At 66.2% G+C, this 12,314-nt stretch carries 11 protein-coding genes; 3 read left to right on the top strand and 8 right to left on the bottom strand.

The genetic code is table 11. From position 1 onward, the window contains the following. Nucleotides 1-21: 21 nt before the first annotated feature. Nucleotides 22-1,767 carry a cholesterol oxidase substrate-binding domain-containing protein gene (locus EV641_RS17085; protein WP_132473258.1) on the top strand — a complete coding sequence of 582 codons (1,746 nt, stop codon included), beginning with the start codon at nucleotides 22-24 and terminating at the stop codon, nucleotides 1,765-1,767. Nucleotides 1,768-1,821: 54 nt separating this feature from the next. Beyond that, entirely contained in the window at nucleotides 1,822-2,886 is a 1,065-nt protein-coding gene (locus EV641_RS17080; RefSeq protein WP_241997308.1) for an alpha/beta fold hydrolase, read from the top strand. A gap of 52 nt (nucleotides 2,887-2,938) precedes the next feature. On the opposite strand, the gene EV641_RS17075 is transcribed toward EV641_RS17080, so the two are convergent. Continuing rightward, nucleotides 2,939-3,727: an ABC transporter permease gene (locus tag EV641_RS17075; protein ID WP_199233288.1), complete on the bottom strand. Its 789-nt coding sequence runs from the start codon at nucleotides 3,725-3,727 to the stop codon at nucleotides 2,939-2,941. Between the two features lie 11 nt (nucleotides 3,728-3,738). Next, a complete protein-coding gene (locus EV641_RS17070) occupies nucleotides 3,739-4,698 on the bottom strand; it encodes an ATP-binding cassette domain-containing protein (RefSeq protein WP_132473256.1) in 960 nt (319 codons plus the stop codon). Between the two features lie 155 nt (nucleotides 4,699-4,853). Here EV641_RS17070 and EV641_RS17065 point away from each other — a divergent pair, with 155 nt between their 5' ends. Continuing rightward, entirely contained in the window at nucleotides 4,854-6,494 is a 1,641-nt protein-coding gene (locus tag EV641_RS17065) for an MFS transporter (protein ID WP_054714831.1), read from the top strand. On the opposite strand, the gene EV641_RS17060 is transcribed toward EV641_RS17065, so the two are convergent. Genes EV641_RS17060 through EV641_RS17035 form a run of 6 tightly spaced genes read right to left on the bottom strand, consistent with a single transcriptional unit; the run spans nucleotide 6,491 to nucleotide 12,186 of the window. Continuing rightward, nucleotides 6,491-7,327, bottom strand: a complete 837-nt coding sequence (locus tag EV641_RS17060) for a mycofactocin-coupled SDR family oxidoreductase (RefSeq protein ID WP_132473254.1) — start codon at nucleotides 7,325-7,327, stop codon at nucleotides 6,491-6,493. The two genes, EV641_RS17065 and EV641_RS17060, sit on opposite strands and share 4 nt — an antisense overlap. Nucleotides 7,328-7,369: 42 nt before the next feature. Beyond that, nucleotides 7,370-8,542, bottom strand: a complete 1,173-nt coding sequence (locus tag EV641_RS17055; protein ID WP_132473252.1) for a lipid-transfer protein — start codon at nucleotides 8,540-8,542, stop codon at nucleotides 7,370-7,372. Further along, the gene (locus tag EV641_RS17050) at nucleotides 8,539-8,964 is read right to left on the bottom strand and encodes a MaoC family dehydratase (protein ID WP_054720659.1); all 426 of its coding nucleotides are present in this window, start codon (nucleotides 8,962-8,964) and stop codon (nucleotides 8,539-8,541) included. Before EV641_RS17050 ends, EV641_RS17055 begins: the two co-directional genes overlap by 4 nt. Then, nucleotides 8,961-10,004 carry a bifunctional MaoC family dehydratase N-terminal/OB-fold nucleic acid binding domain-containing protein gene (locus tag EV641_RS17045; protein ID WP_132473250.1) on the bottom strand — a complete coding sequence of 348 codons (1,044 nt, stop codon included), beginning with the start codon at nucleotides 10,002-10,004 and terminating at the stop codon, nucleotides 8,961-8,963. The genes EV641_RS17050 and EV641_RS17045 overlap by 4 nt, the downstream gene beginning before the upstream one ends. Then, nucleotides 10,001-11,152: an acyl-CoA dehydrogenase family protein gene (locus EV641_RS17040; protein WP_132473248.1), complete on the bottom strand. Its 1,152-nt coding sequence runs from the start codon at nucleotides 11,150-11,152 to the stop codon at nucleotides 10,001-10,003. The genes EV641_RS17045 and EV641_RS17040 overlap by 4 nt, the downstream gene beginning before the upstream one ends. After that, entirely contained in the window at nucleotides 11,137-12,186 is a 1,050-nt protein-coding gene (locus EV641_RS17035; protein ID WP_132473246.1) for an acyl-CoA dehydrogenase family protein, read from the bottom strand. The genes EV641_RS17040 and EV641_RS17035 overlap by 16 nt, the downstream gene beginning before the upstream one ends. Nucleotides 12,187-12,314 lie beyond the last annotated feature (128 nt).

Raw genomic sequence — 12,314 nt, 5'->3', positions numbered from 1 at the left:
CCCGGAAAGATGCTCTAATACATGACTATTCGAGATTCCGCTCCGCGTCTGTCCCGACGGGGCTTCCTCGCCGTCGGCGCCGGCGCTCTGGCCGCGACCGCTGTCGGCGGCTGGACACCCGCGCACGCGATTCCGTTCGGATCTTCCGACGCGACGCTTCCGGCGCCGCCGTCATTCCCCGAGGGCATCGATCTGTACCAGCAGGCGTATCAGAACTGGTCCAAAGAGATCATGCTGGACTCGATCTGGACATGCGCACCGAACAACGCCGATGACGTAGTGCGGCTGACGAATTGGGCCCACGAGAACGGATACACCATCCGGCCACGAGGTGCGATGCACGGATGGACGCCACTTACGATCGTCAACGGTGCTCCGGTCGACCGGGTGATCCTCGCCGACACCATGCTTCATCTGAACTCCGTGAGCGTGAATCCGGGTGGCGACCCGGCGACCGTGACGGCCGGGCCGGGCGCCACACTCGATGCGATCACCTCGGCATTGCAGGCTCACGGACTCGGGTTCGCGAACCTGCCCGCACCGGGTGTCCTGACGATCGCAGGATCGCTTGCGGTCAATGCCCACGGGGCAGCGCTTCCAGCCGACGGCGAAGGCAATGTTCCGGGACATACTTTCGGTTCGCTGAGCAACCTCGTCACCGAACTGACCGCAGTCGTGTGGGACGGCAGCAGGTATGCATTGCGTACCTTCACCCGCGCAGACCCCGATATCACTGCGCTTCTGACGCACCTCGGTAGAACGTTCCTGACGTCGGTCACGCTCCAGGCCGGACCCAACTACCGGATGCGATGCCAGAGCTACACCGACATCGACTGGCGCGAACTGTTCGCTCCTGCAGGAACTTCGGGCCGGACATTCGAATCGTTCGTGAGCAGTACGGGCCGGGCCGAGGCCATCTGGTATCCGTTCACGGAGAAGCCGTGGATGAAGGTGTGGTCGCTCGCGCCGGAGAAACCGGCCGAGTCCCGCGAGGTCACCGGACCCTACAACTACCCGTTCTCCGACAACGTTCCCGAGCCGATCACCGATCTGCTCGGGCAACTGACGGGTGGAAACCCCCAGATTGCCCCGCTTTTCGGCCAGACCTACTACGGCGTGACCGTTGCGGGCCTCGCCGCGACGGCGTCGTCGGACATCTGGGGCTGGTCGAAGGACCTGCAGTTCTACATCAAGGCGACCACGCTGCGACTGACCGAGGGCGGTGGCGCAGTACTGACCAACCGCGCCAACATCGCCAACGTCATCCATGACTTCACCCAGTGGTTCAACGAACGGATCGAGCACTATCGCGGACTCGGCCAGTATCCGCTCAACGGTCCCGTCGAGATTCGTTGTTGTGGTCTCGATCAGTCGTCCGATGTGCGCGTGCCGTCTGCGGGCCCGCCGACGATCGCAGCGACGCGTCCGCGCCCGGACAAACCCGAGTGGGACACCGCGATCTGGCTGAATGTGCTGGGTGTTCCGGGCACCCCGGGAATGTTCGCGTTCTATCGCGAGATGGAGCAGTGGATGCGCCAGCGCTACAACGGCGGTGATTCGACTTTCCGTCCCGAGTGGTCGAAGGGCTGGGCGTTCGGACCCGAACTGCCGTATACGGACGACCACATCATCACCCAGGGCCTGCCCGATACCTATCGCGAAGGTGTTCCGGCCGATGAGAACTGGGACACTGCACGATCGGTGTACAACCGGCTCGACCCACACCGGGTCTACAGCAACACCTTCATCGACCGGCTGCTTCCCTGACCGGACTCGGCCCTACCCGGTGAAGGTGCGCGAGGTTTGTTAGGGTTCGCAATCATGCGAGGCCTTCGAAGTGTGATCGGTGCAGCGACGATTCCCCTGCTCGTAGTCGCGGGCGGTGCGACATTCACGGGTACCGCGTCGGCACTGCCCGACACCGGATCCGTCATCGCACCGTCCGGCTCCGACACCGAAGTCACGTTCGACGCTTCCGGAACCACCTTCCACGGCAGCCTGCGCAGTCCCGACGGCGAGGTCAAGGGCGCCGCGCTGCTGTTGCCGGGCAGCGGAGTCACCGACCGAAACGGCAACCAGGCACCGATGATGGTGGCCGACACCCTGCTTCGCGTCTCCGAGTCGCTCGCTGCCCAGGGCATCGCCAGCCTGCGCTTCGACAAGATCGGCGCGGGCGCCACCGGACTCGGCTCGTACGCACCCGAGACCGGCAACGTCTACGGATTCACCGATCAGGTCGACCATGCTCAGGCCGCTGCCGAGCTCCTTTCGGAGCGCACCGGGTTCGGAGTCGACGACATCCTCGTCCTGGGCCACAGCGAAGGCGGCCTGACCACACTGGCGCTCGCAGAGCGCGGCGTCGGCGACGGCTACGGGCTGCTCGCACCGCTGTCGATGCGCTACCTCGACCTGCTGAGTGGCCAGCTCGAGTCGCTCGCGAACTCGGGACAGCTCTCCGAAGCCGACACCGACGCACTGCGCAACGACATTCCCCGCGCCGTCGATTCACTTCGCAGCACCGGCACCGTCCCGGAGGGCATGAGCCCGATCATGCAGCAGTTCGGTTTCAACGAGTTCACAGCGACGTTCCTGGCCGAGGCCGACGCGCTCGATCCTCCGGTCCTCGCCGCATCGCTGCCGGCCGGCACTCCGGTCCTGCTGACGTGCTCCGACAAGGACCTCAACATCACCTGCGATCAGATCGAGCCGCTGCGGGTCTCGCTCGAACACACCGATCTGCAGTTCGGGCACTTCACCACGGCCAACCACACCCTCGAAGAACTCGGCCCGCTGCCCGCCGGCATCGCCGACGGCCCGGCACTGCTGCCCGCGTCGACCGAGTTCGCGACCGCGATCAACGGATGGGCCGCACAGCGCGGGCAATGAGCTGTTACACGGCGCTCCCCACTGCGTGGGAGCGCCAGCGGCTCGGTTCCTTCTATCGGCTCACTGCCTTCTTGTAGCGACGGATCGCGAACGGCACGAACACAACCAGCATCAGAGCAGTCCACATCAGTGACGCAATGATGGGGTTCTGCAGCGGCCACACCTCGGGTACCGGCATCATCGGATTGGTGTTGCCGAACAACTCGCGGACGGCCTGCGTCACTGCCGACACCGGGTTCCATTCGGCGAACGTGCGCAGCACAGGCGGCATCTGCGACGTGTCGACGAATGTGTTGGCGATGAACGACAGCGGGAAGATCACCATGAAGCTGGCATTGTTGAACACTTCGGGCGTGCGGATCCACATGCCCACCACCGCCATGAGCCACGATAACGCATAGGCGAACAGCAACAGCAGGACGTAGCCGGCGAGCGCCTCGAGGGGCGACGAATTGATACGCCAGCCGACCACCAGGCCGGTCAGCGACATGACTACCAAGCTCACGATGTTGATGAGCACATCGGTGGAGGTACGGCCGATCAGCACCGCGGACGGTGCCATCGGCAGCGTCCGGAATCGGTCGATGATGCCCTTCTGCAGATCTTCGACCATGCCGAGGCCCGTCCACGTGGCACCGAAGATCACGGTCTGAGTGAACACGCCGGCGATGAGGAACTCCCGGTACGAAGTGCCGGGAATCTGGATCGCGCTCCCGAACACGTACGCGAAGAGCAGCACGAACATGATCGGCGACAGCGTCGTGAAGACGATCAGGTCCGGAACGCGCTTGATCTTGATGATGTTGCGTTTTGCGATGGTCAGACCGTCGGAGGCGGTCATCTGCAAGGTATTCACGACGCCGACTCCTCGATCTTCTCCTCCGCCTCGTGGCCCGTCAGGGTGAGGAACACATCGTCGAGGGTGGGCCTGCGTAGCGTGACGTCGGTGACCCGGACGCCGACCTCTGCGACCCGTCCCAGTGCCGCAACGAGCAGTTCGGTTCCGCCGGTGGCGGGCACGATCACCCGACCGGATTCGATCCGGATGTCGCCGGCCGCGAGTTCGGCGAGCGCGGAGCGTGCCGTCTCGACCTGCCCGGGGTCGGGAACGAGGAGCTCGATGCGTTCACCGCCGACGAGTGACTTGAGTTCGTCGGCGGTGCCGCGGGCGATGATGGTGCCCCGATCGATCACGACGATCCGGTCGGCGAGCCGTTCCGCCTCATCCATGTACTGCGTGGTGAGCAACAGGGTGGTGCCGCGTTCGACAAGCTTCTCGATGATGTCCCACAGGCCGAGCCTGGCGCGGGGATCGAGGCCGGTGGTGGGCTCGTCGAGGAACAGCACAGGCGGCTCGGCGACCAGTGCACCGGCGAGGTCGAGCCGGCGCCGCATACCACCGGAGTAGGTCTTCACGGGGCGGTCGCCTGCGTCGACGAGGTCGAACTGGTCGAGCAGCTCGCGTGCCCGCTCGCGGCTCCGTTTGGCGCCCAGGTGGTAAAGGCGCCCTACCATTTCGAGGTTCTCGTACCCGGTGAGATATTCATCGACCGCGGCGTACTGGCCCGAGGCACCGATCTGTGTGCGCAGCGCTGCGGAGTCGGCGACGACATCGAAACCGGCGACCTCGGCGCGGCCGCCGTCGGGGACGAGCAGCGTCGTCAGCACACGAACCGCCGTGGTCTTCCCGGCGCCGTTGGGGCCGAGCAGCGCCGTGACCGTGCCCTCGGGGACGCGGAGATCGATACCGTCGAGCGCGGTGAGACCCCCGAACCGTTTGATCAATCCTTCGACAACGATGGCATCAGCCATGAGTTCTCTCCTGGATGTGGGTTGCTCGCCCAGTGTGCACCGGGACACCGACACACTGCGACCGATTTTGCGGGTCTCGCCATCGAGCTCCGGTTCTGCTGTAGTTTTGTCTTCTACTGCGCGGGTCACTTCTGGAGTCGGAAGCCGGTTCGACAATGGGCAAGAGTCGTAGATCAGGTCCGGAAGTGCGTTCGGGCTCCGCACTCGTCCTGGCGGTACTGGCCTCGGGACAATTCCTGATGACACTCGACAGTTCGGTGATGAACGTGTCGATGGCGACCGTCGCGCAGGATCTCGGCACGACGATCACCGGAATTCAGACTGCCATCACCCTGTACACGCTGGTGATGGCCTCTCTGATGATCACGGGCGGCAAGGTCGGTACCGCGCTCGGGCGCCGCAGGGCGTTCGCCGTCGGCCTCGTGATCTACGCGGTCGGATCGCTCGTCACCGGCCTCGCCCCGAACCTGGTGATCCTGCTGGTGGGGTGGTCGCTGCTCGAAGGGATCGGCGCTGCGCTGATCATGCCGGCGATCGTGTCACTCGTCGCAGCCAACTTCCCACCCGAACGGCGCGCAGCAGCGTACGGCCTCGTTGCGGCAGCCGGTGCGATGGCCGTCGCTGTCGGTCCCCTACTCGGTGGGGCGGTGACGACGTTCGCGTCGTGGCGGTATGTGTTCTTCGGTGAGGTCGTCGTGGTTGCGCTGATCCTGCTCGTATTGCGGCAGGTGAAGGATGTTCCGGCGTCGCCGGTGTCGATCGACGTCCCCAGCGTGGTCACGTCGGTGGTGGGGCTGGCCATGGTCGTGTACGGAGTACTGCGGTCGAGCGAATGGGGCTGGGTGATCGCCACGCCCACCGGCCCGGAGGTCATCGGTGTGTCCCCCGTGATCTGGCTGATCCTCGGCGGTCTGCTGATCCTCTACGTGTTCATGCGACGGCAGCACGCGCTGGTCGCGAAGCGGCGCGATCCACTCATCGATCCGGCATTGTTCGAGAACCGTCAGCTCACCGGCGGACTGACGATGTTCTTCGCCCAGTTCGCAGTTCAGGCCGGGGTGTTCTTCTCGGTGCCGCTGTTCCTGTCCGTGGTGCTGGAGTTGAGCGCCCTCGAGACGGGTGTGCGGATCCTCCCGCTCTCGCTCGCACTCGTTCTCGCCGCGGCAGGTATCCCCAAGCTCTGGCCGCACGCGAATCCCCGGCGAGTGGTGCGATTCGGACTCGCGTCGATGATCATCGGGATCGTCGTACTCACCGCGGGAATGGATCCCGGCGCGACGGCGGCCGTCGTCGCGATCCCGATGCTGTTCATGGGTCTCGGGCTCGGGGCGTTGTCCTCACAGCTCGGAGCGATCACGGTGTCGGCGGTGCCGGAGTCGCAGAGCGCCGAGGTCGGTGGCGTGCAGAACACCGCTACCAACCTCGGCGCGTCGCTCGGCACGGCATTGATCGGATCGATCCTCATCGCCACCCTCTCCACCTCGGTGGCCACGGGGATCGAAGACAACCCCGAGATCCCGGCGGTCGTCCAGCAGCAGGCCGACACTCGGATCGCACAGGGCGTGCCGTTCCTGTCGAATACCGAACTCGACGGCGCCCTGGTCGCGGCAGGTCTGGACGAGCAGACGCGCGACGCCGTCGTCGCCGTCAACAGCGATGCGCGGCTCGAGGCCCTGCAGGTGGCATTCGGTGTGACCGCCCTGCTCGCGGTCGCCGCGCTGTTCGGAACGGGTCGGTTACCGACACATGCCGTCGGCACCGACCCCGCAGAGCGGAGCCGGTCCCGAACTCGCTAGCCGGTGACGCGCGCGGCGTTCCCCGCATCGATCGGCAGGACGGTTCCGCTGATGTGCGCGGCGGCCTCGTCGCAGAAGAACAGCACCGCGCGGGTGATCTCGGCGGGCTCGAGCCACGGCACGGGCTGCGCATGCAGCGACGCGAAGACCGGAGCGACGTCGTCGGCGGTGGGGTTCTCCAGATCGGGGCGGAGCATGCCGTAGAGCGCGTCGTTGTGGATCATCGGGGTGGAGATGTTGCCGGGTGCGATGGCGTTGACGGTGATCCCGTTCTGCGCGAGGTCCAGTGCGGCACTCTTCGTCAGTCCGATGACACCCCACTTCGATGCGCCGTAGGCGACCATGTTGGTGTTGCCGGCGCGCCCGAGCATCGACGAGATCGTGACGATCCGTCCGTAGCCGCGGTCGATCATTCCGGGCGACACGGCGGCGATCGTGTTGAACACACCCGTCAGGTTCGACGAGATCGTTTCGTCCCACATGGCCTGCGGCATCGACTGGACCGGCGCCGCCGTCGACACACCGGCGTTGGCGACCGCGATGTCGATGCGGCCCAACTCGTCGTGAGCACGTGCGACGAGCCGGTCCATCGCTGCGCGATCTGCGGTGTCGAGCTTCTCGGAGACGACCTTGGCACCGGCTGCCTCGGCCAGACGTACCGTTTCCGCGAGATCGTCCTCGGTGGCGAGGGGATACCGCACCACGGGCGAATCCTCACAGCGGTCGCACAGGACGAGGTTCGCTCCCGCCTCCGCGAATGCGAGCGCGTGCGAGCGTCCCTGGCCGCGGGCGGCTCCGGTGACGAACGCGACCTTGCCTTCGAAGTTGCTCATGAAACAGTCCCTCTCGGTTGAGTGATCGCAGGGTGCGACCGGTCAGGGCCGCGCCAGCATCAGCCCGGACGTCGGAACACCGGTCCCCGCGGTGACGAGCACATTCTCGACGGCATCCACCTGATTGACAGAGGTACCACGAATCTGACGAACACCCTCGGCGATTCCGTTCATTCCGTGGATGTAGGCCTCGCCGAGCTGGCCGCCGTGCGTGTTGAGCGGCAGGTGCCCGCCGAGCTCGATTCCTCCGTCGGCGATGAAGTCCTTCGCTTCGCCGGGCTTACAGAAGCCCAGCTCTTCGAGCTGCATCAGCACGTACGGGGTGAAGTGGTCGTAGAGCACCGCGGTCTGCACATCCTGCGGGGTCAGACCCGACTGGTCCCACAACTGGTTGCCGACGATGCCCATCTCGGGCAGGCCCGTCAGCCCGTCCCGGTAGTAGCTCGTCATGATGTACTGATCCGGGCCGCTACCCTGTGCCGCCGCCGTGATGATCGCCGGCGTCTGCTTCAGGTCCTTGGCGCGCTCGGGTGTCGTGATCACCAGCGCCACCCCACCATCGGATTCCTGGCAGCAGTCGAGGAGATGCAGCGGCTCCGCAATCCAGCGTGAGTTCTGGTGATCCTCGAGGGTGATCGGCTTACCGTGGAAGAACGCCTTCGGGTTCGTCGCCGCGTGCTTGCGGTCGGCCACCGCGACAGCACCGAAGTCGGCGCTGGTGGCGCCCGTGACGTGCATGTAGCGCTGCGCGGTCATCGCGACGAACGAAGCGGGGGTACTCAGGCCGTGCGGGTAGGAGAACGCGTTGTCGGTACCCGACGAATTCACCTGGGTCGCAAGGGCACTGTTGACCTGTCCGTAGCGGGCGCCGGAACGCTCGTTGAATGCGCGGTAGGCGACGACGACGTCGGCGACACCGGTCGCGACGGCCATCGCGGCCTGCTGCACCGTCGCGGCCGCAGCCCCGCCGCCGTAGTGGATGCGGGAGAAGAACTTCAGGCTCGGGATGCCCACCGCACGCGCGACTGCGACCTCGGTGTTGGTGTCCATGGTGAAGGAGACCAGGCCGTCGACATCGGACGGCGACAGTCCGGCATCGTCGAGGGCATCGGTCACTGCTTCAGCGGCGAGGCGCAGTTCGCTGCGACCGGAGTCCTTGGAGAAATCGGTCGCGCCGATTCCGGCGATCGCAGCCTTACGCGACAGCCCGCTCATGCGGCCCCTCCTTCGGATGCGCCCTCACCTGCGAGGAACGTGGCTTTCGCGACGATGTGGTTGCCGAGCGAGTTGCTACCCACGATGTCGAGGGTGATGACACCGTCGTCGTCGATGTCGGCGACGGTGCCGTTCAACGTGAGCGTGTCGTACGCGTACCACGGGACACCGAGGCGCAGAGAGATGGATTTGACGACGGCACGCGGTCCGGCCCAGTCGGTCAGGTACCGCTGGACGAGTCCGGTGTCGGTGAGGATGTTGACGAAGATGTCTTTCGAGCCGCGCTGCTGTGCGAGGTCGCGGTCGTGATGGACGTCCTGGAAGTCTCTGGTGGCCAACGCCGTCGAGATCACGAAGGTCGGGTCGCCGTGGATGGACAGGGGTGGGAGCTTCTCCCCCACCGTCGTCGCGGGTGTGCTCACGCGTCCTCCTCACGGGGCTGCCAGGCGTAGAGAGTCCACGGGCTTCCGCCGGTCTCGTCGTCGCCGGGGAAATCGAGATATGTTGCCTGTACGGACATTCCGATCTTCACGTCGGCCGGATCGACACCGCGCAGCTCGCCGAGCATGCGTACACCCTCATCGAGTTCCACCAGCGCAACCACGAACGGCAGTTGCCGTCCGGGCGCCTTCGGCGCGTGGTGCACCACGAAGCTGAAGACGGTGCCGCGACCGGTCGCGACGACGTAGTCGGTCGTCTCGTTCTTGTCGAGCCACAGCGCGGGGACCGGCGGATGCTGCAGTGAGCCGTCGGGGCGCCTCTGGACCCTCAGTTCGTGCTCGGCGACACCTTCCCAGAAGAACTTCGTGTCGTGCGACGCGGACGGGCGGAGCATGCGAGTCGGATCGAGATCCTCCGGTACCGGCTGCGCTGTGGCCGAAGGTGACCCCGAGTCAGTCGAACTGACCGAAGGTGACGTTCGGCCATCTGCGGCGGGGGGTGCGAACTTCAGGATGCGGAAGCTCATCTCGGCGACCGCTTCGTCGCCGACCTTCCAGATGTTGTGGGTGGTGAAGAACCAGCCCTCACCGAGTCCGGTCTTCTTGGGCCCGACGACGTCCTCGAGTGTGGACTCGATCGTCACCTCTTCGCCGGGGCGAAGGTAGCGGTGGTAGGTCTGGTCGCAATTGGTCGCGACCACCGATGTGTAGCCGGCCTCGTCGAGGATGTCGGTCATCCGGCCGAGCGGATCGTCCTTCTCGCGTTCGGCACCGAGGCCGCGCATCGTCCACACCTGTGCCATCGCGGGAGGCGCAACGAGACCGCCGTGGCCGGCGGCGAGGGCCGAGGCTTCGTCGGTGTAGATGGGGTTGTCGTCGCCGAGTGCCTCGACCCAGTTGCGGATCATCGGAAGGTTCACCGGGTCACGGCCCGCGCGCGGAGCGGACGGGCCGTCGGCGCGGACGCCGTCTGCGGCGGCGAGGATCTCGTCGGGGGTACTCATGGTGTTCGCCTCCGTCATCGCGGCACCCGGGGCATCCCGAGACCGGCCGTTGCGATCAATTCCCGCATCACCTCGTTGACGCCGCCGCCGAAGGTGATGACGACGTTCCGCTTGGCCTGCATGTCGAGCCAGCCGAGCAGCGCGCCGGTGTCGGGGTCGGCGGGGTCTCCGTGGCGTCCGACGATCTCTTCGGCGAGCATGCCGACCCGCTGGATGCGTTCGGTGGCGAAGACCTTGGTGGCCGAGGCGTCGGCGATGTCGACGGCGTCGCTGTCGCTCGAGGCGACCTGCCAGTTGAGCAGTTCGTTGAGCCGGTACGTCGCGTGGATCTCGCCGAGTGCGCGGCGTACGTCGGGTTCGTCGGTGAGCTTGTGTTCGCGCACCCAGTCGAGGAGGTGTTCGTAGATGCCCGCGACCTTGCCGGCCGGTCCGAGCATGACGCGCTCGTGGTTGAGTTGGGTGGTGATCAGGCGCCAGCCCTTGTTCTCTTCACCGACGAGCATGCTTGCGGGCACACGCACGTCGCTGTAGTACGTGGCATTGATGTGGTGGGCGCCGTCGGCGGTGATGATCGGGGTCCAGCTGAATCCGGGGTCGCTGGTGTCGACGATGAACACGGAGATGCCCCGGTGGCGGGAATCCGCGGACCCGGTGCGGGCGGCGAGCCAGATGTAGTCGGCGTCGTGGCCGCCGGTGGTGAAGATCTTCTGGCCGTTGATCACGTACTCGTCGCCGTCGCGAACCGCAGTGGTGCGCAGCGCCGCGAGGTCGGTGCCGGCTTCGGGCTCGGAGTAGCCGATGGCGAAGTGGACCTCACCGGCGAGGATCGCGGGCAGGAACTTCTGCTTCTGCTCGTCGGTGCCGTACACCTGCAGGGTCGGGCCGACGGTCTGAAGCGTCACGCTGGGCAGCGGCACGTCGGCGCGGACGGCCTCGTTGGCGAAGATCTGCTGTTCGACGTCGCCGAAGCCGTGACCGCCGAATTCGGTGGGCCAGCCGACACCGAGCCAGCGGTCCTTGCCCATGCGGCGGATCACGTCACGATAGGTGGGTCCGTGCCGCTCGGTCCGCATGATCTCGGCCTCTTCGGGTGAGATCAGGTTGGAGAAGTAGCTGCGCAGTTCGTTCTGCAGTGCGCGCTGGTCTTCTGTCAGTTCGATGAACACCGGGCCCCCACGAGGTCGAGTCGGTACGAAGCGCCGCCGAGCAGCCTCGCAATATCCTTGGCTGTCGACGAATATCTGTGCATCGGATAGGTTTCGTCGACGCCGATGCCGCCGTGCAGGTGGTGCAGCACGCGCATCGCCGGGAGCAGCTCCGCGGCGATCCAGTAGGCGGCGACGTCGAGATCGTCTGCGGCGTCGAGCCCCTCGGAGACCCGCCAGATGGACGACAGGGCCGCCACGTGCAGGGCGCGGGCGGTGACGTACACGTCGGCGATCTGCTGCGCGACGGCCTGGAAGGTGGCGAGCGGCTTGCCGAACTGGTGGCGTTCGCTCACGTGCTTGGCGGTGAGTTCGGTTGCGCCGGTGAGTAGTCCATCGGCGTACGCGGCGATCGCGGCGGTCGCGAGGCTGTACAGGGTCTCGAGGTCGGACGCCGCGTCGGTGCCGGACCCGAGCCGGGTGCCGACCGCGGACTCGAGCCGGACGGAGAATTCGGGGGTGTGCGCCGAGGTGGGGCTCTCCCGCAGGGTGACTCCGTCAGCGTCCGAAGCCACGGCGACGACACCGGCGGAAGTGGGAACGAGGATGCTCCGCGCCCGATCCGCGTAGGGCACTGCGACGAACGATCCGGTGACCGCGACACCGCCGTCCGCCTCGACGGCCGTGGCGGAGGGTGCCTGCGGAAAGGGCCGGCCGGGCTCGGCGAGCGCGGCGGTGAGCACGCCGCCGGCGGCAACGTCACTCAGCAGTGCGTCCCGCTGCGTGTCGGTCGCGAGCGCGAGCACGGGGAGCACGCCGAATCCGATGGTGGGCAGCGCCGGCACCAATGCCGCAGCGCGGCCGACCTCGGTGAGGACGGTGAGAGCCTCGGCGACTCCGAGTCCGGAACCTCCGAGCCGTTCGGGCAATGCGAGGGAAAGCAGATCCGCACCGGCGAGCGCGGACCACAGTTCGTCGGAGCCCAGACCCCGACCGAGCAGGTCGGCAGCGACTCCGGCCACTTCCTCCTGCGTCTCGTCACGTGCGAAATCCACCGTAACCACCTTCTATTTAGAACGTGTTCTAGTTGTAGCACCATTCCGGTGTCGGCGAAACCGCCGTCGGCTCGTATCGTGCATGCCTCGAAGAACCGACGACGGACCCGTCCCGGCCTTCGGGACTC

It is taken from the genome of Rhodococcus sp. SMB37 (assembly GCF_004345605.1).
In the GTDB taxonomy this organism is placed as follows: domain Bacteria; phylum Actinomycetota; class Actinomycetes; order Mycobacteriales; family Mycobacteriaceae; genus Rhodococcus.
This window is presented reverse-complemented; position numbering and strand designations above follow the sequence as displayed.

What these genes read in the sequence shown, in the direction of transcription:
- EV641_RS17075 (WP_199233288.1), bottom strand. Translation starts at nt 3,727, where the DNA reads ATGACCGCCTCCGACGGTCTGACCATCGCAAAACGCAACATCATCAAG.
- EV641_RS17055 (WP_132473252.1), bottom strand. Translation starts at nt 8,542, where the DNA reads ATGAGCGGGCTGTCGCGTAAGGCTGCGATCGCCGGAATCGGCGCGACC.
- EV641_RS17060 (WP_132473254.1), bottom strand. Translation starts at nt 7,327, where the DNA reads ATGAGCAACTTCGAAGGCAAGGTCGCGTTCGTCACCGGAGCCGCCCGC.
- EV641_RS17045 (WP_132473250.1), bottom strand. Translation starts at nt 10,004, where the DNA reads ATGACGGAGGCGAACACCATGAGTACCCCCGACGAGATCCTCGCCGCC.
- EV641_RS17085 (WP_132473258.1), top strand. Translation starts at nt 22, where the DNA reads ATGACTATTCGAGATTCCGCTCCGCGTCTGTCCCGACGGGGCTTCCTC.
- EV641_RS17070 (WP_132473256.1), bottom strand. Translation starts at nt 4,698, where the DNA reads ATGGCTGATGCCATCGTTGTCGAAGGATTGATCAAACGGTTCGGGGGT.
- EV641_RS17065 (WP_054714831.1), top strand. Translation starts at nt 4,854, where the DNA reads ATGGGCAAGAGTCGTAGATCAGGTCCGGAAGTGCGTTCGGGCTCCGCA.
- EV641_RS17080 (WP_241997308.1), top strand. Translation starts at nt 1,822, where the DNA reads ATGCGAGGCCTTCGAAGTGTGATCGGTGCAGCGACGATTCCCCTGCTC.